The sequence below is a fragment of the Raineya sp. genome (assembly GCF_053497555.1).
In genome coordinates, this window is sequence record NZ_JBRCWE010000105.1 from 19,160 (window position 1) to 40,741 (window position 21,582).

Below are 21,582 nucleotides of genomic sequence, written 5' to 3' on the forward strand. Positions count from 1 at the left end.
AGAAATTTATAGGCGGCTAATACACAAATTTATCTACCCGTTTCTTTGACTTTTTGATACGTCCTTGGCCATCTCTTTTGAGCCGAGTACGTTTTTGCATACGTTCTGCTTCAAATTTGGCAAATTCTTGGGGTGTCATATAGGTAGGGCATTTGGGTTTTGAGCAGTTGCTTGCTCCTATCGCCCAACATAAGCAAAAAAATCCCCAAACAAACTTTTTCATAGATAGAGTTGTTTTGCAAGTAAAATTACGAAAAAAGCTAATTTCTCAATAGATTTTTTGGTTAAATTCTAAAAAAAGCCATTTATGTTTGGTAAAAATCTTGTTTCTTTTGCGTTTGTATTAGGTAGTTTGCTTTTGTTTTCTTGCAAAAACAAAGAAAACACACAAAGCAAAGGGATAGTGATAGAAATTGCTCATTTTTTTGAAAATGAACCTTTGCGATTGGGAAATACCTATACCAATAGCTTTGGCGAGCAACTTTCAGTGAATTTGCTACGCTATTATGTGAGCAATTTTCGTTTGCAACGTTCTGATGGCTCGGAGTATGTAGTACCCCAAGAAAAATGTTATTTCTTGGTAGAATTGGATAAACCCAACAGCCACACATTATTCCTTGCAGATGTTCCTTTGGGCGAATACAAAGGTTTTTCCTTCCTCGTAGGCATAGATAGTCTTCGTAATACAATGAACCCCAGTGAGCGAACAGGGAGTTTAGATGTAGGAGGGGCTGCCGAGGGTATGTATTGGAATTGGAATACAGGTTATATTTTCTTTAAGTTGGAAGGTACTTCGTCTGCTAGTGCCGATGGAACTTTTCGCTATCATATAGGTGGGTATGGGGGCTTTTCTACCCGAACACTCAATAATATTCGTTCCAAAACGATTGATTTTGCTTCAACACCTCTGAAAGTGCAATCTAATCACGCCGCTATGGTGCATTTGAAATTCAATTTGGCTGAATTTTTCCGAAACCCTCATACGCTGAAAATTGCAGATAATTCCGATGTGATGTTTGCACCTATTTCTGCAAAATACGCTGATAATTACGCCAACCTTTTCAGTTTGGATTTTGTGCACAACTAAAAAAAAATACGTACTTGTTTAAGTTATAGTTTGCAGTGAGGAAATAGGAAACAAGACGCAAGAAACAGGAATTTTGGTAATTGATTAAAGGGTTGAATATCAAAGGCTACACTTTTTTTAGTGTAAATAATTACAAAAATACTTGAAAAAAAATTGCTTTTTGACCAAGTTTTCCTAAATTTATGGCAAAACTAAAATTTGATTTTATGAAAAAAGTTGCAATGTTTTTGGTGTTAATGGCTTTTTTTGCAAGTTGTAAAACTTCCAAAAAAGGTGCTTGGTCAGAAAGTGATAAAAAAGCCTTCCGAGATGGTTGTGAAGGAGAAATTCAAAACTTGAAAAATACCCCCGATGGGAAAACGATTTCAGCACTAGTGAGTTAGAAGAATTTGGTAAAAAATCTTGCGATTGTGCTTTGAAAAAAATTGAGCAAGAGTATGATAATCCTGTTCAAGCTAATAATAATAAAGAAGGAGTTGATAAAATTGCTCAGAAGTGCGGTGAAGATGTAATGATAGAATTGATGAGCAAGAAAAAGTAATAAAAGAAAAGGGCAGAAAAAACTGCCCTTTGTTTTTTTGTCATCATTTGGTGTTCTCTTAAAAATTCTGTTTTCATAAAATAAAGAGCGATGTTGTCGCTATGAGCGACAACATCGCTTTCAGTTCGCAACCTTGCCACACTAAACACGTTATTTTTTCTTGTTATCCCAATTCATTGCAAAATTGAGCGTGAAATTTTGAGCGTATTGGGTTTTGAGGTCTTGGTCTTGGTCGTAGAGGATAATTGCTCCGACCTTCACATTTACGTATTTATTCACTTTGGCAATGATAGCCAGTTCGGAGCGAACATCAGTGGCAAGGGGATTTTCATAAGTGGTAAAAGACCAAAAATGAGCCTGAAAAACTACATTTTTAATCACTTCTTTATTAAAATCAGCTTCTAAGGTCAGAATTCCTATCTCGTTTCGTATGTTTTTGCCCTCTGCAACACCATAATTGACTTTGGGGTCAAAAGTGTCGGCAAGTTCTCCGATAATTCCATTTCCGTTGGCATCTATGGCTCGGTTGTTGTTGAATTCGGGCTCAAAAACAAAGGTCTGACGCATACTTGCCACACCAAAGCGTATCCAAAAATAATTTACAGGTTTATACTCCAAACCCAAGGCTTCGGTAAGAAAAGCGGGGGCAAAAAATTTAGAAATCAGATTGTCGCGTACAGCAACGATATTGCCTGCATTATCTTTGAACACTCTTTCGTACTCAAAACCTGCATCAAATTGAGTAAGAAAATTGAGGGAGGCAAACAGATTCCACTTTTTAGAAAGTTTGTAGCCGAGTTTTGAGTCCAATAAAATGCGGTCTTGGTTTTTGCGTAGGCTTTGCCCTTTGTTTTTGACAATTCCATAATTGAGCCGCAGAGAATTATCCCAAGAAATCTTATCTTTCAAATAATTGGCATCGGTGTACAAAAAACTTGCCAGTGCTACCGAACTCACACCACCCGCTTTCCAGTTGTCTGAAAAAGCGGCTTGGTTGAATCCCAAACCTAATTGAGCTGATTTTTTCCAATAACTCGTATCGGTAACTGCTCCTTCATTTTGGCAAAAAGCCGTTTGCCAAACTAAAAATAAGAAGAGAAAATATGCAAACTTTTTCATAAGAATTTTCTTGCAAGAAAAAAACATTTTCAGCACAAATCAAGATTTTGCTCAAATTTTTATATTTTTGTTCCCGACTTTCTACTAAAAACCAACTATGGAGCAACTCGGCAGATATTTTTTATTTTTACGTCAGTTATTTATTCACCGAGAAAAATTCAGAGTATATGTCAAGCTCACTATTGAAGAGTGTGTGTATATTGGCACAGATTCGCTACTACTTGTAACTATTATTTCTACTTTTATAGGTGCCGTAACGGCTATTCAGACAGCTTACAACCTGATTAGTCCGCTTATTCCCCTGACCGTAATAGGTTTGCTTGTCAGAGATACTACGCTTTTAGAGCTTGCTCCCACCATTACAAGTATTGTGCTTGCAGGAAAAGTTGGCTCAAATATTGCGGGTAATTTAGGTACAATGCGTATCACTGAACAAATTGACGCTTTGGAAGTAATGGGCATCAATTCGGTTTCATATTTGGTATTGCCCAAAATTATTGCCTCAATGATAACATTCCCAATGCTTGTGATTATTGCAGGTTTTCTTTCTATTTTGGGCGGATATGTAGCAGGAACGCTTACAGGAGTAGTTTCGGCACAAGAGTATATTGTGGGGGTGCGTCAGAATTTTGTGCCTTACAATGTTACTTTTGCTCTGATAAAATCGGTGGTTTTTGCCTTCCTGATAACTTCTATTTCGGCTTTCAAGGGATATTATACACGTGGGGGAGCTTTGGAAGTGGGGCAATCCAGTACCAAAGCCGTTACGGCAAGTGCCATTGCTATTTTATTTGCAGATTATGTGTTAGCTCAGTTGCTTTTGTGAGAAATGAACCAAACGAAGTGAATAATGATTTTGCCTGAAAAATTGCTTGACATCACAGATTTTTTGAAAAAACAAAAAATAACTCTTTCCGAGAAAAGTGATGATGGTAGAATAAATGCATCTTTCAATGAAAAAGAGTTATTGAACCTTATTCAGAGCAAATTTGAAGTGCAAATACCAAAGGCAAGAGCTTGGTACGATTTTGCATTGGAAACACAAAATACATTTATACCTGTAAATATCAAAGTTTCGCAAACTACACAAGCTGACAATTTGAATTGTAAGTTGGGTATTTATTACGCTCTCACAGGCATTTTACCTGATTTTTCAAATGAAATTCCCTACGAAAATTATTTTACTAAGTTGAAAGTCAATCTGCAAACTTATATTGACAAAGATTATTACTTTCTGGTTGTCAATAAAAACGATAACCAAGATATTTTTGTTAATTCTCTAAAATGCTTGCAAGAAATTCAGCCCAATGGGAATAACTTGCCTTTTCAATGCAAATGGGATAGCAATAGAAATATGGTGCAAAGAAATTTTCAAGAAGCAAAAGATTTTATTTTGAAGGGCTATGCCCAAAGTCTTCGGTTGAGAGCAGAGGCTTATTTTACTTTTGAACAACTTTTTCCTGAGTATTTTGAAAAATGAATGTAGAACAATTAGGTCAAGTATTTACACCTACACATATTGTTTCTGAAATGCTTGGGCTTCGGCGAAATTTTGGAAACGTATTAGAACCTTCGGCGGGCAACGGGGCTTTTTTTAAGCAAATTCCTAATTGTGTAGGTATAGAAATTGACCCTACGCAAGTCCAAGAGGGTATGCTTTGTATGGATTTTTTTGACTATCCTACAAGCAACAAGTTTGATACTATTATTGGTAACCCCCCTTACGTAAGGTTTCAGGATATTTTGCCTGAAACCAAAAAGAAACTATCAATGCAACTTTTTGATGAAAGGAGCAATCTGTATCTTTTTTTTATAGAAAAATGCGTAAATCACCTTAACAAGGGAGGTGAGTTGATTTTTATTACTCCTCGTGATTTCCTAAAAGCTACTTCCAGCATAAAACTCAATAAATTTATTTACGAAAACGGAACAATAACCGATATTATAGACTTGGGAGATGCCAAAATTTTTAATGGTTTTACGCCAAATTGTATTATTTGGCGTTTTGAGAAAGGAAATTTTACTCGTAAAACAAATGTTTATCAAAACTTCACATTTTGCAATGGGCAACTTCTTTTCACAAACAATGATTATTTTGTGCCTTTCAAGAGTATTTTCTTTGTAAAAGTGGGAGCTGTAAGCGGAGCAGATGAAATATTTACAAACGAGCAGTACGGTAATATGGACTTTGTTTATTCGGCGACCTACAAAACAGGAAAAACAAAAAAAATGATTTTTAACACTTTTCACGAAATTTTACTACCTCATAAAGAAAAACTATTGAGTAGGCGAATCAAGTCTTTTGATGAAACAAACTGGTGGGAGTGGGGAAGAAAGCATTTTGTTTCAAAAAGAAAAAGAATTTATGTGAATTGCAAAACCCGTCATAAATCGCCTTTCTTTCTGCATCATTGTAATAATTATGATGGTTCAATTTTAGCTATCTTTCCACACAATCCTGATGCAGATGTGGAGCTACTCAAAGATTTGTTAAATCAAGTAAATTGGGAAGAGTTAGGCTTTGTGTGCGATGGAAGGTTTATTTTTTCTCAAAAAAGTTTAGAAAATTGTAAATTGCCAAGTTTTTTCAAAGAACATATTGCATTTGCAGAAAGTTTATTTAACTAATTCAACACATCAACGCTATGGATACACTCATAATGATTGGACAGGTACTTTTGGGGCTTTCTATTCTAGTAGGTTTGCACGAATGGGGGCATTATATTGCGGCTCGTATGTTTGGCATAAGAGTTGAAAAATTTTACATATTTTTTGACTTTCTCTTTCCTATGCCCAATGTGGCTAATTTTGCCCTTTGGAAAAAGAAAAAAGGTGATACAGAATTTGGTTTGGGCTGGTTTCCGCTTGGGGGCTACGTGAAAATTGCAGGTATGATGGACGAATCTATGGATAAAGATGCCCTTGCACAGCCTGCTCAACCTTGGGAATTTCGGGCTAAACCTGCTTGGCAAAGGCTAATTGTAATGCTGGGAGGTATTATTGTCAATTTAATTTTGGGTATTATTATTTTTATTGTGCTTACTTTTGTCAATGGGGATAGTTATTTGCCTGCCAGTGTCGCCAGCGATGGCATTGTAGTTGGTGAAATGGGTAAAAAAATAGGTTTGCAGACAGGCGACAAAGTTTTGAATATCAATGGAAAACCTTATGAAAAATTTTTGGATTTAATTAGTCCTGATGTACTGCTTACTTCTGATGCTTATTATACCATTGAACGCAACGGAAAGCAAATTCGCATAGATTTACCCAACGATTTGCTAGAGCATTTAAGCGATTTTCGTAAAAACCAAAGTTTTATTAGTCTTACGCCTCGTCAGAGAAATTTTGTGGTGGGAGAGGTGCAATCTAAATCTTTTGCAGAAAAAGCAGGTTTGCAAAAGGGAGATAAAATTATAGCGGTAAATGGGCAAAAAATTACTTTTTTTGATGAACTGCAAAGCAAACTTTCGGAGTTTAAGCTCAAAAACGTTGAGCTTACCATTTTACGTAATAATCAGGAGCTAAAAATCTCTTCTCAGGTAACCGACGAAGGGCGTATTGGTTTTATGCCTTTTTTCCCCGACCTTGAAAAATCTTATGTAAAACAAGAATACTCTCTTTGGCAATCTGTGGGAATAGGTACGGCAAGAGCTTTTGGTGTAATTTTTGATAATGTAAGGGCTTTTGGTAAAATTTTCAGAGGAGAGGTTTCTTTTGCCAAATCGGTGGGCGGTCCTGTGAGTATTGGTAAAATGTATGGCTCTAAATGGGATTGGAATCGCTTCTGGACGCTTACAGGTATGCTTTCTATGGTGCTTGCTTTTATGAACTTTTTACCTATTCCTGCTCTGGACGGCGGACACGTCATTTTCTTACTTTACGAAATGATTGCCCGAAAACCCGCCCCTGAAAAGGTTTTAGAAATAGCCCAACAAGTAGGAATGGTACTTCTTTTGGCACTGATGGCTTTTGTGCTGTTTGCAGACATTTTCTTGAAATAAATTTTTTGGAAAAGAGCTTTCTGATTTTGCAGTAGGCAAGTAAGAAACAGGAAGCAGGATACGGAAAACAGAATTTTAGAGAAAAATTAAATATTCCAAATCCTCTAACTCTTGTAAATCTTGAAAATTCTGCCACATTTTGGCTTAATTTTTGCGTATAGCTTTTTGTACAAACTAAAATTATTATGCGTATGAAAAAAAGTGTACTTCTTTTTGCGTTTCTGCTCTTGCAGAGTTTGCTTTTTGCCCAAGTGCGGTTGCATATAGGGGCAAATACTGCGGTGAATACCTCTTTTGTCTTGGACAAAGGTTTGAGAGAAGACCCACGCTACAACTCCAAAATGACTTATACGCTTTCACCTATTGGTGTTTCGTTTGGAGCAGATTTTAGTGGTGGTTTTTCGTTACAATTGGAAGGAATTTGGGCAAAATACGGACAGGTTTATGAGATTATCAATGCCGCCCAACAAGTAGTAGGTGAAAGACGTATAGATTTGAGTTATATCAATTTACCTTTATTGTTGCGTTTTGTGGGGAATATTGATGCTCCTGTGCGTTTCAACTTTATGCTTGGTCCCCAACTTTCTTTGCTCACTATGGGCAAAGAGACCATTCAATACGCCGCGGGTACTTTCAAAATACCCCAAGGCGTAAATGAATTGCCTACGGGTGTGCCTCTTTCACAAGTGCCCGGTGCTACCCAAAACCCTGATGGCACTTGGAATTTACCCGAACAGCCCCAAGTAGTTATTGCCGAAAAAGGTAGCTTAGACCCCCTCAAACGCTTCCGTGATGCTGAATTGCAACTTGCAGGAGGTATGGGCGTTGATATAAAAATTAACGATAAATGGTATGCCTCTTCACTTATCCGTGCTAGTTACAGCATTATGGATACACGTGGGCAAGATTTGTTTGATGCCGTACAAAACGGAACAACAGGCGATTTGTTTGGCAGAAGGGCAAACTTACAGATAGGTATTCAGTTAGGCATTCATCATTTCCTTTCTTTGGGAAAATAAAAGCTCACTTAAAAGCCCTCGTTACTACACAGACGAGGGCTTTTGCTTTACACCAGTTCTCTTGCATTATTTTGAGCAATCGCTTTTTTGATTTCCGAGTAATCTATGCCAAAATGAGAATCGTGATAAATTACTTTTCCATTCTGTAAAACTATGGCTTGTGGCGACTGATGTTCTACACCAAACTCTCGGGCAATCTGATTGGAAATTTCTCGGTATCGTATGAGGTCTAAAAAGTAAGGGTTTATGCCTTGCATTTCTTCCTCTTTCCAATTTCTTTGCAGTTTGTCCAAAGCCGCACTACTAATAGAACAGCGTGTGCTATGTTTGAAAATAAGAGCCAAAGGTTTTTCTTTGATTTCTGCTAATTGAGCGAGATTTTCAAGATTTATCCACTTCATATACCAAGATTAAATTGATTTGAAATTGCACTAAAACGAAAACGAATATTTCAGCTATTCGGTTCATTTTTTATTTGTAGAGTAAGAAAACACAAGGTTTTTTGTGCAAGTTAGGGGGATTTTTTGCCCAAGAATGTATAGGTTGGGTGCGTATCAATTCATCGGGAGCAGTAAGATTGCAAGCAAGGCAAAGTTTGGTGTGTGGCTTGCAAGTTTGTAAAATACTTTTGAGTAAATCATTGTTGCGGAAAGGAGTTTCTATGAAAATTTGTGTTTGTGCTTGCTGGTATATGGCATTTTCTAAAAATTTAATTTTCTGCGTTCTTTCGTTTTTATCAATAGGCAAATAGCCGTGAAAGCAAAAGTTTTGCCCGTTGAAGCCCGAAGCTATCAGAGCAAGCAAAATGGAAGAAGCTCCCACAAGTGGCACTACTTGAACATTGTTTTCGTGACACCAAGCAACTACCAAACTGCCAGGGTCGGCAATGGCAGGACAGCCCGCTTCCGAAAGCAAACCCACTGCCATATTTTTTTTGAGTAAATCAAAAGCATTTTGTAGGAGAGCAAAATCGTGATGTTTGCCAATTTCAAAGAAAACAAGTTTATCAATGTCAAGTCCTATTTTTAGGCTACTCAAAAAACGCCGAGCATTGCGAGTATCTTCAACAATAAAATATTGTAGTGTTTGCACCACTTCATATACTTGCGGCGTAAGCACTTGTTTGTGTGTTTCAGCGGCTAAAAGATTGGGAATCAGGTAGAGCATCTAATTCAAATTCAGACCAAAAGCAAAACCGTACCAAATTTTATTTTGATAAATCCAAAATTCACGATTCTTGTCTAAAAGATAGTCTGTTCCTACTGCCAGCCCCAAAGTAAGACGATTGAGGGCAAAAATACAGGCAACACCTTTATTCCAAACTATTCCATCATATTCTTGTTGTAAAATATTTTGCGTGTTGGTGGGAGATACAAAGGTGTTCCCTATACCATTGAAAAAACCTACTGAAAATCCAAAATGATGAATATGCCTTTCCCAATCTTTGAGAGGTTTGGATTTGTAGCTTATCATATAGCTATCCAAACGATAGCCTAAATACAAACTTCCATTCAGATTGGTATTGAGTTGAGCAGGAACATCGAAACGCAAAGGGCGAAATTTTAGAGGAATAGTGAGGAAATCTATGTCAAAGGATTTTTTACTGAAAAAAACGGATAAATTTCTATCAGTTTCCAAAGACTTGGGAAAACTTGTAAGGATTTTTCTGCTGGTATCAACTTGCCATCTATGGTTTAGTTTTTGGGCTTTGTGAATGTAAAGTGTATCATCTTCAACATTTACATAAACTTTATGCGTGTTTCTGCCAATTTTTTGAGTGTAAAAATCATCAACAAGCTCTTCTTTAGCAGTTTTATACAAAACACTGCAAGCGTTGCAGAAAAAAAGCAGTAAAAATGCTATCAAAGACTTAAATGCCATTTTCATCTTCACTTTCTTGGATATAGTCTTCATCGGTTTTTTTCTGCTTTTGTTGGTCAAAGTTTAACAAAAGGGCAGGTAAGATAGTGAGGTTAGTAAGCATAGCGACAAAAAGTGTAGTAGCACTCAAAAGTCCCAAAGACACCGTACCCTGAAACTCAGAAAGAGTAAATATACCAAAACCTGCAATTAGTACAATAGAGGTGTAAATCATACTAAAGCCTGTTTCTTTCAGAGTAGCTATGATAGCGTGAATATGGTCGGGGTCTTTATCCAACTGCATACGATAATGTGCAAGAAAATGAATGGTATCATCAATAGCGATTCCCAAAACGATACTGAATAAAATCATCGTGCTGGGTTTGAGGGGTATACCCAAAAAGCCCATCAGTCCCGCTGTGGCAATCATCGGAATAATATTGGGAATAAGAGAAATAATGATGAGGCGTAGATTGGTAAAAATAAGCGAATTGGCAAGAGCTACCAGACATATTGCAATCAAGATGCTACTCATCAGATTATCAATAAGGTATCGGTTACTTTTGGCAAAAATAGGCACGGAGCCTGTAACCTGTACTTCAACATTGTTTTTGCCAAAAATTTTATCAATAGTTGGATAGATTTCTGTTTCCAGTAACTCTCTTACGCGTATGGAACCCATATCAGCGGCTTTGAAGGAAATTCGCATTTTTTGTTCCAGGGAATCAACAAAAAATTGAGAAAGGTTATCTGCTCCGTCAGGGCGTCTGCGTACATATTGCTGAAAAAATATCCAGTTTCGGCTATCAGGCAAGGCGTAAAAATTGGTATCTCCGTTGAAATATACTTGGTTGGCACTTTTCAAATACGAAAGGATAGAAAGCGGCTTACCTATTTCTTTAAGTTTGGTGAGTTCTGTTTCCAGCGAGTCGGCTTTTGCTAAAACACCTCTTTTTCGTAATCCTTTTGGTTTTTTAGTGTCTATGACTACTTCCAAAGGCATTATTCCTTTGAAGTTTTGTTCAAAAAATCGCAAATCACTTCTTACACCACTGCTTTCGGGCAAATCATCAACCAAGTATGCGAGGGGGCGTAGCATACTCATTCCCCATAATCCCAAAACAATAATCAAAAAGTTGATAGCATACACCCATTTTTTATGTTTGAGAGCTACTTTTACTAAGAAATTCAAAAAACTTTTGATATAACGAACTTCTAAATGTTTAGTAGTTTTTATAGAGGGAGCAGGTAAAAATGAATAAATAATTGGCACAAGTGTAATACTGATAAAAAAAGTAGCTAAAATACTCAAACTCATTACTTTACCAAATTCTGATAGCAAATCTACATTCCCAAAGGCAAACACAGCAAAACCTGCGGCGGTAGTAAGGTTAGCAATGATAGTTACCAGCCCCAGTTCTTTAAGCATTTTCAAGATAGCTTCTCTTTGATTTTGAATTTTGAGGTATTCTTGCTGATATTTGTTTATTAAATAAACACAATTTGGTACTGCAATTACGATCAGCAAGGGGGGGAGCAAACCTGTAAGCCCAGTAATCTGATAACCAAACAAATACATAATACCTAAAGCCCAAAGCACTGCACAAGTAATCACGCTCAAAGTAACAACCAAAGGTTGCCAAGAACGAAAGAAAAATAAAATCACTAAGGAGGTAACTATTATTGAAGCGGCTAAAAAGAGTTGAAGTTCATCTTTTACTTTACCTGTGGTAATACTTCTTACATAAGGCAAACCCCCAAAATGTACTTTGATGCCTGTTTCTTTTTCAAAAGTTTCGGCAAGAGCGATAATTTGAGGAGTAAGTTTGAGCCTCTTGGCAGAGTTGAGATAGCTTTTTTCAATAGTAATTCCCAGAATAGTAGCGTTGTTGTGTTTGTTGAAAATTTGTCCTTCGTAGAGCTTAATACTTCTAATTTTAGCAAGTCCGCTATCTAGTTCAGTTTGAGATTGTGGCATTCGGGCAAAAATAGGGCGTGAATAGAAAGTTTTTGTAGAGTCATCTTTCAAAATTTCTTTCAGGACAGCCATTGAAAGAACTTGCCGAACTCCTTCAATCTTACCTAATTTTTCACAAAGCAGATAGTATTTCTGAAAGTAGGGAAGTTGATAAATTCGTTTATCGTTAAAGCCTATGATAAAAACATTCCCATCTTCGCCGAAGGTTTTCTTGAAATTTCGGAAATTAACCATATCGGGGTCATCTTTGGGGATAACAGGGGCAAACTCGTATTTCATCGTAACTTTACTGCCCCAATATCCCATTAGGCTGGTTAGCAAAATAAGCGAGATGAGAATAGGCAAACGAAATCGTAAAATATGTTCAACAAATATTCCCCAATAGGTACGTAGCCGAATAAAACGTTTGAAAAATGCTTGCATTGAGTTTATAGCTTTGATTGCAGAATGTTTTTGAAAACTTGTATGGCTTTTTCTAAATGACTTTCTTTAAGCTCTTTGAAAAATTCTTTCTTGTGAATAGGCTCATCAACTTTTCTTTCGCCTTCCAAAAGGGTAATAATGTGTAAATTTACATCAAAATATGATAGAAGAGTATGGGTAGAATAGCTACCATATGTGATTTCCTGATGAATTTGAGCGTAATCTCCTCCAAGTTGACTTTCTAATTGAAACAAAACACAACTTAATTCAGGAGAGGTTTTCTGTAAAAGTGAAAAATCTACAAGTATTCGTTTTAACATAGCATTTTCGGTGTAAGTTTTGCACTCAACAGCTAAAACAAACTTATCATTTATGTATGTATGTACATCAACTTTAAGATTGTAGTAGAAATCTTTGATATTTTCTTTAATCCAGTTTCTAACTTGCTCGTTAGCTATATTATTTAGGTAGCTTTTATTCAAAGGAACTTTTACTATTTGTTTTTCAAATGAAATTTGCTCCTTTTCTCCGCCAAGTGCAAGCCAACTCAATTCAATGAGTTTCTTGCAAGATTTTTCTACAAAAGTTCCTTTTTCAGACCTTAAAATTCCTCCGTAGGCTCTTTCTGATGCTTTCTTCTTAGCTTTATCATCTATGCTTTTTATGAATTCTTGGTAGTCTGCAATGATGTATTGAAGTTCTTTTTTGATTTGAAGGCTATTCATAAAATCAAAATAAATTACTATCAATTCTTTTTCGTGCCATTTGGCAATATTTTTCAGAAATATCAATGCCTACAAATCTGCGATTGAGCATTTTGGCAACGGCAGTAGTAGTACCTACCCCATTGAAAGGGTCTAAAACAATATCATTCTGAAAACTAAATAACTTTAACACTCTATAAGCTAATTCTTCGGGAAACATTGCAGGGTGTTCATATTCTTTCATTTTTCTTTCAGGTGCTATGCTCCATTTTGCATAAACCCACTTCTTGAAATCATCTCCTGATATATCTGCATTTTCTATTCTGCCTTCTTTTTTAAGAGTGCCTTTGGCAAAAATTTCTAAAAATTCCCAAGTATATTTGAGATAAGGGTTGCTCGGACTTTTCCAACTCCCCCAAGCTGTATATTTGCAGTTATAGTTGTTTTTTTCCCAAAGTATTTCTCCTTTCCAAATCAATTTTTTATCCATAAAATACTTGCTAATAATATGATGTGTAGGAATATAGTCGGAAAACAAGGGCTGAATATTGACTATAATTCTACCGCCAAATTTAAGTACCCTTATACATTCATCAAAAATGGCAAATAGCTTTTCAAAGTATTTTTGCCAGAGGTGATCATCTTGATTTTGAGCATATTCAAGACCAAAATTGTAAGGAGGCGAAGTGAAAATTAAATCAATGCAATTATTGGGTAATTTTTGTAAAATTTCTTGGCTATCACCACAGATAATTTGATTTTCAAAATCAGCGGGTAAATCTTGATTTTGTTTTGAAAAAGGGTGTTGTAAAGCATAGAAATAGGTCTGACGTTTTTGTTCTTTTTGTTCTCTGTTTTTTACTTTTCTTTCTTCATTGTATTCTACATAAACTCTTTTGCCTGATTTCAAACCATAACTTTTTATACTTTCTATGGCTTCTAAAATATCCAATAAATATGTAAAAAGATGAGCAGAACCATTTTTATCACTTATGTATTTTTCTATATCCTGCCGAAAAATTTGTAAATCTAATTGTCTAAGATAGGTAAGAATAGTATTTTTACTAACTTCAAAAAAAATTTCTTCTTTGGGATATTTGGCAGAAAGCAACTCTAATGCACTAACATCTGCATTTTGATGCTTAAAAGGTATTTCAATTTTTTTATATTTAAGGCTTTTCATATTTCAAATACTTAACACAATCAATTCAAAACGGCGGTTCATAGCACGACCTTCTTCGGTATCGTTAGAAGCAATAGGACGAGTAGGTCCATAGCCTTTGGAAACGAAACGGCTGGCAGGAATTTTTTTGCTTACCAGGTAATCGTGAACAGCCTTGGCACGCCTGCGAGAAAGTTCCATATTGTATTTGAGTGTTCCTTTGCTGTCGGTGTGGGCGGCTATTTCAATACGTGCCGTAGGGTTGTCATTGAGCATTTTAGTAATTCTATCTAATTCTCGTTTAGAATTGTCATTGAGTTCGGCACTATTATATTCAAAAGTGATGTTATAGAGTGGAATTTTTGCTCCAACGGTAAGCGTGTGCAGTTTTGCTTGCAGTTTTTGTTTTTTCTTGGGGTTTATGGTGTTGGCATAGAAAATATACTCTTTGGGGTTTTTTACTTCTACTTCATACTCATCATCTTCACGCAAGCGAACTTTGTATTTGCCTTTGTTACCATCTTTGGGGTCAAGATTGATAACCTCGTTTCTGTTTTTATTGGTAAGGGTTACGCCAAAAGGCAAACCTTCGCCTGTTTCCATATCACTGATGTCCAACTCAAAGGGTACGCGTTTGGCTTGTAGCTCTACGGTGAGCTGGGTAAGTGTATCTTTGAAAAAGTTTAGCGTAATCAGGGTATCGGTGTATTTGGGTGCAGAAAAACGCATTGTGTAAATCCTATTTTTCAAGAAAACGACTTCAAAATTTTGCACAGAAGGATTCGTATAAATCACGTTTGATTTCTGAACATCTTTTATTTCTGTAAAAGCCTCCATAGGTTTCTTCTCGTCGGCATCAATGATATTTACTTTGAAGCGAATACTCAATACATCAAGATTGTACGTTTCGCTTTCATCTTCCATTGTACCTCTATTTTTTTTCACTTGCCCCCATACTGCTTGGGAAGCTAATAGGAATAAAAGAATAATTGCAGAAAGTTGCATAATACTTAACTAATTTGGGTTAAAAATGCTTGAAATCTTGCATTAAAAAATTCTGCACGTAGTCTTTGATACCCTCTTCCAATGAGGTAAAAGGCTTCAAATAACCAACAGATTTGAGCTTTCGCATATTGGCTTCCGTGAAATATTGATATTTATCGCGAATATCCAGAGGGGTATCAATGAATTTGATTTGTGGCTCTTTGCCCATAGCTTTGAAAGTATTTTTGGCTAAGTCCAAGAAAGTGCGAGCTTTCCCTGTTCCCAAATTGTAGATGCCCGAATTTTTGCGATTTTTCATCAAAAACATACATACTTCGGTAACATCTTTGACGTAAATGAAATCTCTTTTTTGCTGTCCGTCTAAGAAATCGGGATTATGGGAGCGGAAAAGCGTAACGGTGCCTGTTTCCTGAATTTGCCTGAAAGCGTGAAACACCACTGATGCCATTCTGCCTTTGTGGTATTCGTTAGGTCCATAAACGTTGAAAAACTTCAAACCTGCCCAAAAAAAAGGTTTTTGAGCCTGTGCCAAAGCCCATATATCAAAATCTTGTTTAGATTGCCCATAAGGATTGAGCGGTTTGAGCAGTTTGATTTTGCTTTCATCATCATCATAACCAAATTCGCCCAATCCGTAGGTTGCGGCAGAAGAAGCATAGACCAAAGGAATGTTATGCTCTACGCAAGCCTGCCAAACTTTTTTGGAATATTCTAAATTTAGTTCGTTAAAAATATTTACATCAAACTCGGTAGTATCGGTACGAGCCCCCAAGTGAAAAATAAATTCAACTTCTTTTTGATTTTCGGCAAGCCATTCAAAAAAATGACTTCTTTCTACTTTTTCTTTCAGTTGTTTGCCTTCTAAATTTTTGAGTTTCTCTGTTTTTGAAAAATCATCAACGGCTACAATGGCATTAAAATTTTCTTCGTTCAATTTACGTATCAGGCAACTGCCTATGAAGCCTGCGGCTCCTGTAACAACTATCATAGTGTAATGATTTTTAGTTTTGCAAAAGTAATAAAATTTTGGTATTTGTTTAGAACTAAATTTGCATAGAAACAATAAATAAAATATTTTTTCAGACTTTTTTATCCCCGAATTTTTTACTATCTTGGGATACGGATAGGGGGTAAATTATCTTTTAACCCTTTTTTAGCTTTCTCTTCAGCAAGTTTTTTGAGGCTATCCGCCTGACGCTTCATTTTTTCATTTTTAATTTTTTCAAGTTCGGCTTTGGCTTTTTCTTCTGCCTCTTTTTTCAGACGTTCGGCTTCGGCACGGGCTTTTTCTTCAGCTTCTTTACGCAAGCGTTCTGCTTCTTCTTTGGCTTTTTGTTCAGCTTCTTGCTTTTTCTTATCAATTTCGCTTTGCAACTGATTTTTTAGCTCATCTTTTTTGGCATCAACCAAATTTTTAACATCGCCTTTCAGGTTATTTTTATCTATGGTAACCTTAATTTGTGGTTTGGTATAAGTACCGCCTACGGAAATAATGAGAGGCACTTTATCAAAACTTACATTTGCTCCAAGCTGACTGCTTACAAGTTGGTTCAAGGCTTGCCCTGCTTGTTTGGCAGGAACTTCCATTTTGAGCGTATATTCCAAAGAACCATCAGCAATACCATTACTGCCCGAAACATTTACCATATACTTATCAATTTTCACATCATAAGGATCTACTACGAAGCGTCCATTTTTAATTTTAGCAGTAGTGAGCAAATCCGCAAACTTGGCACTTTTCAGTTCGGGCATTTTAATTTCATCAGCTATTCGGCTCATCAATGGAATATCTTTGATTGCTCCTTCTACTACGGTGAGCAAGCCATCGCCGCTCAAACTGCTGAAAATGGGCATCATATCTTTACCCAAATCGCCTGATAAGTTGAATTTTGTAGAAAATTTACCTGAAACGTTTTGTACCACAGGTGCTAAATATTTAAGCGTAGCAAAAGCCTTTGCCGCATCGCCAATTTCTAAATTTTTGATGCCAAAATCAAAATCAAATTTAGGTTTTTGTTCGTCTTGGGTGTCGTAAGTGCCATTGAGTACAAAGTCGCCGCCAAGTGTTTGGCAAGAAGCATCTTTCAGGCTCAACTTGCCGTCTTTGATGATAATATCGCCTTGCAAATTCTTGATGTTCAAATTATCATAGACTACTTCATTGATAGTGCTATTAAGCAGAAAATCAATATTTTTAGGAATTGGAATGACGGTAAGAGGCACATCGTCTTCGGGTTTGGGTTGGGTAGGAGTGGGGCTATCGGTGAGCCATTCATTTACATCAAATTTTTGTGATTTGAAAGTAAATTTCCCCTTGATAGTTTCATCTTTGAACACATAGCCCAAATAGTTTGTAAGTGTGCCTTGCAGGTTCAAATCGCTTCTGCCTGCCGAGCCTTCCAATTTTTCCAAAACCATTTCTTTGGGATTGAACTGCAAATGAGCCTCATTGATTTTCACAAGAGGCATATCGGCAGTTTCATACACAAAACCCGACATTCGCACATCGCCGCTATTGGTAATTTTATCGTATTGACTTTTTTCAATGTAAGACATTTTTCCTTGCGAAGCAATATCTCCTGTCAGGCGTCCTTGTAGTTTCATACCTTCCAGCGGATAGATTTTCGTGATTTTGGTTAAATCTACCACACCTTTGGCTTTGATATCAAAATTGATGTCCTCAAAATCTTTGAAGATTGCCGAAGCACTAAAAGGTTCATTTTGCAGGCTCATCGTAAAGTTTTGCACAGCAAATTCGGTATTTTTCATAGAGCCATCGCTACGGGCTGTGGCTTGTAGGTTTAGCTTTTCAAGCGGCTCGGGAAAAGCAGAGGATTTGATGTAGCCGTTTTGCAAGTTCATTGCGGCGTTGAGCGTAGGCATACGTTTGCCGTCGTAAATTCCTTGTGCATTGCCGTCTAAACTAAAAATTCCCGACATCGTAAGCCCAGGCATAGGGAACATTTTGTTTAGCTCGGCAAGGTTGAGTTTGGCTTTAGCATTGGCTTTGATATCCATTTGGCTTAAACCTTTGATGTAAGCAACGGCATCAACGGGGTTTTGACCAAAGTCGATATGAAATTTTTTCAAATCAATGATTAAGTTTTCCAGATTGCCGTCGGTAGTGCCTACTTTTAGGTCAATGTTGATATTATTAACGGGCGAAGGCACAGCAGGATATTGAAAAGAGCCATTTTCAACATTCAAACCCAGTTGAAAGGCAGGCATCTGGCGGGCATTGTAAGTGCCTTTTACTTCGCCACTAAAACCAATTTTACCATCGGCTTTGATATTTTTGAAGTTTTCGGTATAAACACCTGGTACCAATGAAAGCAGAGCCTTAAAGTCTTTGTTGGTAGTGGCAAATTTGATATCCATATTGATATTGGTATCGGGCATAGCCACGTAGCCATCAAAGTGCAAACCGAAGTCGTTGAGTTGGAGGGTATTTTCTTTGAAAGTGAATTTCATTTGTTTCAAATCCATTCCGAGTGTAATATCGGCGGTGAGTTTCTTTTCGGTGAGGTATTCTGTGCCTGCGTACTCAAAAGAAAGTTTTTGAATTTCAGTTTCAGAGCCTAAGTCAAACACATCTGCTTGCAAATTGCCACTGCCAATGTGGTTTAGATTTACAATTTTGGCTTTCATTGGCAGAGTGCGGTCATCGTAGATAATCGTTCCTTCTTTGATTTCCCATTTTTGGATAGCTAAACTGAATTTAGAGGTAGTATCTTGAATTTTTTTGGTAGTATCTATGGGTTGGGGGCGAACAATATCCCAATTAGCTTTGCCTTCTTTATTTACTTTGGCAAAAATGCGGGGTTTGATAAGCGAAATGCGATTGATTTTCATTTTCTCACCAAACAAACTCCATAAATCCACCGTAATCCGAAAAGAGCCTACTGAAAGCAGAGTATCACCTTTGAAAGGGGCATTATTGACAATGCTGAAATTATCCAAAGAGGCTGTAATGTGCGGAAAGTTTTTGAATACGCTCAAACTAAAATCTTCGGTTTTGAAATTAACTTGTGCATCAACGTACAGGGCTATTTGTTTATCAATTTCCGCCTTGATTTTATCTTTGAACAAAAAAGGAACGGCTACGGCAAAGCCCAACAAGAGTACCAAAAAGATACCCAAACCGATAAGTGTTTTTTTGAGGATTCGTTTCATACGATTAAAGTTTTGATTTATAGGATATTGTGTTGTTTTAAGATTTCTGCAAAACGGCTATCAATTTTAGCAAAATCTTTGAGAATTTCTTTCAAGTTAGGAGTATTCTCTTTGGTTTTAAGCTCATTTTCAAGTGCTTTTTCAAGTAATGAAACTTTACTTTCTATGGGTTTGATGAAGGTTTTTCTGTCCCAGTAGGCAAAACCAAAAACAGCTACCAGCATTGCAGTAAATATAGCCGAAAATATCCAAGAGAAGGTATATTGTTGTTCAAAGCGGGCATTCATATCGGCACGCATTTCGTCTAATCTTTTTTCTATTTGTAGGAAACGCTCTTCAAAACGCTTTTCCATTTGCTGAAAACGTCCTTCATTTTGCTGAAAGCGGTCGTCAAAGCGTTTTTCCATATCATTGAGTTTCTGCTCAATTTTAAGTAATCTATCTCTATCTTCCAATGTAAAGGGTACAGTAGTAGATTGTGCAGAACCCCATTGGAAATAAAAAAATAGAAGTATGAGAATAAGGCTTTTTTTCATAAAAAGGAGATTTACAAGCAAAAGTACAAAATTTACACCAAATACCATTCTGCCAAACAAATCTTTTTGTGAAAGAATTGCAAAAAAGATTTGTTTTGTTTTTCTTGAGGAGAATTCCTTAATTTGCACAATAATTTCACTTAAACCTCACTCAATTATGCTAAAAACAAGAAAATCAATGAATTACCCCCCCCACACCACACACACTTGGGAAATTAAAGTGGATTTATCTGCTTTTAATCAGTATATTTTTTTGGTTTTGTAAGAAAAAAGAAGCAGAAATAAAGCCAACCTATCAGCAAACTTTTGCAAGCCCAGCCTTCAAACCCAATTTACAAACGATTACCGCTTTGCAAAATGCTTTTGCTAAATATCATTCTGGTGTAAGCAGCACAAGAAATAACACAAATCAGCCTTATTGGATACCCATTTGGAGAGAGACAAAGGCTTATTCTTTAAGCGAAGGTTACACGCTTATCTATGTACCTGTGTATAGGTATGCCTCTGTACAATACAATAGTGAAATAGGTTTTATGCGGAGGCTAAAAGCGATATTGAGTCCCAATGGCGAAGTAATAGATCTCAAAATAGCCGAAATTATCACCCATCCACAAACTTTGCAGAACTATCAAGACGATTTGATGTATTATGCTTTTACGGGTGCATTGGAAGGAGGGGTTTATTATGAAATTTCTCTTGCTTATAGTCTGTATAATCTAGAAAGTCAAAGTAGTTCTGTCTATACTATTGTTTATGTTCCAATTTTTGGGACAGGACTTTGTAATGAAATTAAAATAGATCCTTACTCTGGTGAAATTATTAGCTGGACCGTGGCAGCTTGTCCAAAAGATGCTGGTGATGTAAGTGGGGGAGGAAGTTCAGGTGGGGGCAGTAGTGGTGGTAGTAATACGCCAGGTACAGGTACCAATCCTCCAACAACTTCACCAAACCCTCAACCTCCAGCAGGTACCAATCCTCCTACTAATCCTACTCCATCACCTACTCCACCTGGTTCAGGTTCTCCGCCAATAGTTGTTAATCCAATTTTTACACCAGGTAATCCTAACCCTTGGACACCCACTGTACCCCCGACAGTTCCTCCTATAAGTCCTATATATCCTTCTATCCCTTTACCTTGGCAGCCTTGGGAACCAATTGAACCACCTGCGGGAGTTACCCCTGTGGATCCAGGTACCAACTTGCCTTCTAACTATCAGCCTTCAGAACTTTTAAAAAGCATTACTCAAAAAAAGCCTAATGGAACTTATGATTTTGGGAATTTGTCAGATGATGCTATCAAAAAATTAGATGAAACTATACAAGCCTTAAATACTAAAAGTGAAGTTGCCAAATTGGTTTTAGAAGAATTACAAACACATAAAGTAGCTTGGAAACAGGGAAATCTTAGCGGCTCTAATACAGGTAACTACAATCCGAGAGACCGAAGTATTACTATAAAGGTTGATGAAGACAATTTCTTTTTTGAAAAAGCAGGAACAGTTTTGGAAGAGCTACTACACGCCTTACAACACAAAAAGTATGGAAGTAATTTTGTTCGTGTACCTGTTTCCAATTTAGAATTTGAAGTAAAACTTATCAAAGAGCTAATTATTTACAATATTTTTGTGCAAGACGGAATAAGGTATGACTGGCTGAATAAGCACTATTTTTCACCATATAGTATTTTCCCAAAATCACAAAATGACAATAGATTTAAAAATTATTTAGAATATGTAACCCAAACAGGTAGTTCACTGCCTAAAACTATGGAAGAGCTAACAACTGATACTGAAGCCTATTGGACCATATTCACACTTTTTAGGGAAAAGTGGGCAGAGTGGTATGGGGTGAATCACCCTTATTCAATGCCGTATAGTAGTCAGCAAAAGCCCGATGTGCTATTGTTTCTATTTAATCAATGTAATTGTTCTCAACGTTTAATCTACTAAATCTATGAAAAAAATACTGCTACTG

The 21,582-nt window shown here is 36.7% G+C and carries 21 protein-coding genes; 9 read left to right on the forward strand and 12 right to left on the reverse strand.

The window, feature by feature from the left end:
• Positions 1–16: 16 nt before the first annotated feature.
• A complete protein-coding gene (locus tag ACWITO_RS13400) occupies positions 17–223 on the reverse strand; it encodes a hypothetical protein (RefSeq protein ID WP_448530502.1) in 207 nt (68 codons plus the stop codon).
• Positions 224–307: 84 nt separating this feature from the next.
• Between ACWITO_RS13400 and ACWITO_RS13405 the strand changes: the two genes are divergently transcribed.
• The 3 genes from ACWITO_RS13405 to ACWITO_RS13415 all read left to right on the forward strand — a co-directional run bounded on the left by ACWITO_RS13405 (position 308) and on the right by ACWITO_RS13415 (position 1,628).
• Positions 308–1,087 (forward strand): MbnP family protein, encoded by a 780-nt coding sequence (locus tag ACWITO_RS13405; RefSeq protein ID WP_448530503.1) that lies wholly within the window; start codon positions 308–310, stop codon positions 1,085–1,087.
• A 206-nt stretch (positions 1,088–1,293) separates the two neighbouring features.
• On the forward strand, positions 1,294–1,470 hold the full coding sequence (locus ACWITO_RS13410; protein ID WP_448530504.1) for a hypothetical protein: 177 nt from the start codon (positions 1,294–1,296) through the stop codon (positions 1,468–1,470).
• Positions 1,471–1,502: 32 nt separating this feature from the next.
• On the forward strand, positions 1,503–1,628 hold the full coding sequence (locus ACWITO_RS13415; protein ID WP_448530505.1) for a hypothetical protein: 126 nt from the start codon (positions 1,503–1,505) through the stop codon (positions 1,626–1,628).
• Positions 1,629–1,778: 150 nt separating this feature from the next.
• On the opposite strand, the gene ACWITO_RS13420 is transcribed toward ACWITO_RS13415, so the two are convergent.
• Positions 1,779–2,747 carry a DUF3078 domain-containing protein gene (locus ACWITO_RS13420; RefSeq protein WP_448530506.1) on the reverse strand — a complete coding sequence of 323 codons (969 nt, stop codon included), beginning with the start codon at positions 2,745–2,747 and terminating at the stop codon, positions 1,779–1,781.
• Positions 2,748–2,844: 97 nt separating this feature from the next.
• On the opposite strand from ACWITO_RS13420, the gene ACWITO_RS13425 reads away from it, so the two are divergent.
• The 5 genes from ACWITO_RS13425 to ACWITO_RS13445 all read left to right on the forward strand — a co-directional run bounded on the left by ACWITO_RS13425 (position 2,845) and on the right by ACWITO_RS13445 (position 7,767).
• Complete coding sequence (locus ACWITO_RS13425; RefSeq protein WP_448530507.1) at positions 2,845–3,573, forward strand: MlaE family ABC transporter permease; 729 nt, start codon at positions 2,845–2,847, stop codon at positions 3,571–3,573.
• Positions 3,574–3,597: 24 nt separating this feature from the next.
• Positions 3,598–4,227 carry a hypothetical protein gene (locus ACWITO_RS13430; RefSeq protein ID WP_448530508.1) on the forward strand — a complete coding sequence of 210 codons (630 nt, stop codon included), beginning with the start codon at positions 3,598–3,600 and terminating at the stop codon, positions 4,225–4,227.
• Positions 4,224–5,375: an Eco57I restriction-modification methylase domain-containing protein gene (locus ACWITO_RS13435; RefSeq protein WP_448530509.1), complete on the forward strand. Its 1,152-nt coding sequence runs from the start codon at positions 4,224–4,226 to the stop codon at positions 5,373–5,375. The genes ACWITO_RS13430 and ACWITO_RS13435 overlap by 4 nt, the downstream gene beginning before the upstream one ends.
• A gap of 17 nt (positions 5,376–5,392) precedes the next feature.
• The gene (rseP, locus tag ACWITO_RS13440; RefSeq protein ID WP_448530510.1) at positions 5,393–6,748 is read left to right on the forward strand and encodes an RIP metalloprotease RseP; all 1,356 of its coding nucleotides are present in this window, start codon (positions 5,393–5,395) and stop codon (positions 6,746–6,748) included.
• 191 nt (positions 6,749–6,939) lie between these two features.
• Positions 6,940–7,767, forward strand: a complete 828-nt coding sequence (locus ACWITO_RS13445) for an outer membrane beta-barrel protein (protein WP_448530511.1) — start codon at positions 6,940–6,942, stop codon at positions 7,765–7,767.
• 47 nt (positions 7,768–7,814) lie between these two features.
• Here ACWITO_RS13445 and ytxJ read toward each other — a convergent pair whose 3' ends face one another.
• From ytxJ to ACWITO_RS13495, 10 genes are all read right to left on the reverse strand, one after another.
• The gene (ytxJ, locus tag ACWITO_RS13450) at positions 7,815–8,168 is read right to left on the reverse strand and encodes a bacillithiol system redox-active protein YtxJ (RefSeq protein ID WP_448530512.1); all 354 of its coding nucleotides are present in this window, start codon (positions 8,166–8,168) and stop codon (positions 7,815–7,817) included.
• Between the two features lie 70 nt (positions 8,169–8,238).
• The gene (locus tag ACWITO_RS13455; protein WP_448530513.1) at positions 8,239–8,934 is read right to left on the reverse strand and encodes an SAM-dependent methyltransferase; all 696 of its coding nucleotides are present in this window, start codon (positions 8,932–8,934) and stop codon (positions 8,239–8,241) included.
• A complete protein-coding gene (locus tag ACWITO_RS13460; protein ID WP_448530514.1) occupies positions 8,935–9,654 on the reverse strand; it encodes a hypothetical protein in 720 nt (239 codons plus the stop codon).
• Positions 9,638–12,028, reverse strand: a complete 2,391-nt coding sequence (locus ACWITO_RS13465) for an efflux RND transporter permease subunit (RefSeq protein ID WP_448530515.1) — start codon at positions 12,026–12,028, stop codon at positions 9,638–9,640. Before ACWITO_RS13465 ends, ACWITO_RS13460 begins: the two co-directional genes overlap by 17 nt.
• A gap of 5 nt (positions 12,029–12,033) precedes the next feature.
• Positions 12,034–12,777, reverse strand: coding sequence for a hypothetical protein (locus ACWITO_RS13470; protein ID WP_207764452.1), 744 nt, complete (start codon positions 12,775–12,777; stop codon positions 12,034–12,036).
• On the reverse strand, positions 12,758–13,915 hold the full coding sequence (locus tag ACWITO_RS13475) for a DNA-methyltransferase (RefSeq protein ID WP_101359510.1): 1,158 nt from the start codon (positions 13,913–13,915) through the stop codon (positions 12,758–12,760). The genes ACWITO_RS13470 and ACWITO_RS13475 overlap by 20 nt, the downstream gene beginning before the upstream one ends.
• Positions 13,916–13,918: 3 nt before the next feature.
• Complete coding sequence (locus ACWITO_RS13480; protein WP_448530516.1) at positions 13,919–14,899, reverse strand: OmpA family protein; 981 nt, start codon at positions 14,897–14,899, stop codon at positions 13,919–13,921.
• A gap of 19 nt (positions 14,900–14,918) precedes the next feature.
• Positions 14,919–15,887 (reverse strand): ADP-glyceromanno-heptose 6-epimerase, encoded by a 969-nt coding sequence (gene rfaD, locus ACWITO_RS13485; protein ID WP_448530517.1) that lies wholly within the window; start codon positions 15,885–15,887, stop codon positions 14,919–14,921.
• Positions 15,888–16,006: 119 nt separating this feature from the next.
• On the reverse strand, positions 16,007–19,072 hold the full coding sequence (locus tag ACWITO_RS13490) for an AsmA family protein (protein WP_448530518.1): 3,066 nt from the start codon (positions 19,070–19,072) through the stop codon (positions 16,007–16,009).
• A 17-nt stretch (positions 19,073–19,089) separates the two neighbouring features.
• Positions 19,090–19,608 (reverse strand): hypothetical protein, encoded by a 519-nt coding sequence (locus tag ACWITO_RS13495; RefSeq protein WP_133121584.1) that lies wholly within the window; start codon positions 19,606–19,608, stop codon positions 19,090–19,092.
• Between the two features lie 350 nt (positions 19,609–19,958).
• On the opposite strand from ACWITO_RS13495, the gene ACWITO_RS13500 reads away from it, so the two are divergent.
• Complete coding sequence (locus tag ACWITO_RS13500) at positions 19,959–21,557, forward strand: hypothetical protein (protein ID WP_448530519.1); 1,599 nt, start codon at positions 19,959–19,961, stop codon at positions 21,555–21,557.
• The last annotated feature ends 25 nt before the right edge of the window (positions 21,558–21,582 follow it).

What these genes read in the sequence shown, in the direction of transcription:
- ACWITO_RS13400 (WP_448530502.1), bottom strand. Translation starts at nt 223, where the DNA reads ATGAAAAAGTTTGTTTGGGGATTTTTTTGCTTATGTTGGGCGATAGGA.
- ACWITO_RS13405 (WP_448530503.1), top strand. Translation starts at nt 308, where the DNA reads ATGTTTGGTAAAAATCTTGTTTCTTTTGCGTTTGTATTAGGTAGTTTG.
- ACWITO_RS13410 (WP_448530504.1), top strand. Translation starts at nt 1,294, where the DNA reads ATGAAAAAAGTTGCAATGTTTTTGGTGTTAATGGCTTTTTTTGCAAGT.
- ACWITO_RS13420 (WP_448530506.1), bottom strand. Translation starts at nt 2,747, where the DNA reads ATGAAAAAGTTTGCATATTTTCTCTTCTTATTTTTAGTTTGGCAAACG.
- ACWITO_RS13425 (WP_448530507.1), top strand. Translation starts at nt 2,845, where the DNA reads ATGGAGCAACTCGGCAGATATTTTTTATTTTTACGTCAGTTATTTATT.
- ACWITO_RS13430 (WP_448530508.1), top strand. Translation starts at nt 3,598, where the DNA reads ATGATTTTGCCTGAAAAATTGCTTGACATCACAGATTTTTTGAAAAAA.
- ACWITO_RS13435 (WP_448530509.1), top strand. Translation starts at nt 4,224, where the DNA reads ATGAATGTAGAACAATTAGGTCAAGTATTTACACCTACACATATTGTT.
- rseP (WP_448530510.1), top strand. Translation starts at nt 5,393, where the DNA reads ATGGATACACTCATAATGATTGGACAGGTACTTTTGGGGCTTTCTATT.
- ACWITO_RS13445 (WP_448530511.1), top strand. Translation starts at nt 6,940, where the DNA reads ATGAAAAAAAGTGTACTTCTTTTTGCGTTTCTGCTCTTGCAGAGTTTG.
- ytxJ (WP_448530512.1), bottom strand. Translation starts at nt 8,168, where the DNA reads ATGAAGTGGATAAATCTTGAAAATCTCGCTCAATTAGCAGAAATCAAA.
- ACWITO_RS13455 (WP_448530513.1), bottom strand. Translation starts at nt 8,934, where the DNA reads ATGCTCTACCTGATTCCCAATCTTTTAGCCGCTGAAACACACAAACAA.
- ACWITO_RS13460 (WP_448530514.1), bottom strand. Translation starts at nt 9,654, where the DNA reads ATGAAAATGGCATTTAAGTCTTTGATAGCATTTTTACTGCTTTTTTTC.
- ACWITO_RS13465 (WP_448530515.1), bottom strand. Translation starts at nt 12,028, where the DNA reads ATGCAAGCATTTTTCAAACGTTTTATTCGGCTACGTACCTATTGGGGA.
- ACWITO_RS13475 (WP_101359510.1), bottom strand. Translation starts at nt 13,915, where the DNA reads ATGAAAAGCCTTAAATATAAAAAAATTGAAATACCTTTTAAGCATCAA.
- ACWITO_RS13480 (WP_448530516.1), bottom strand. Translation starts at nt 14,899, where the DNA reads ATGCAACTTTCTGCAATTATTCTTTTATTCCTATTAGCTTCCCAAGCA.
- rfaD (WP_448530517.1), bottom strand. Translation starts at nt 15,887, where the DNA reads ATGATAGTTGTTACAGGAGCCGCAGGCTTCATAGGCAGTTGCCTGATA.
- ACWITO_RS13490 (WP_448530518.1), bottom strand. Translation starts at nt 19,072, where the DNA reads ATGAAACGAATCCTCAAAAAAACACTTATCGGTTTGGGTATCTTTTTG.
- ACWITO_RS13495 (WP_133121584.1), bottom strand. Translation starts at nt 19,608, where the DNA reads ATGAAAAAAAGCCTTATTCTCATACTTCTATTTTTTTATTTCCAATGG.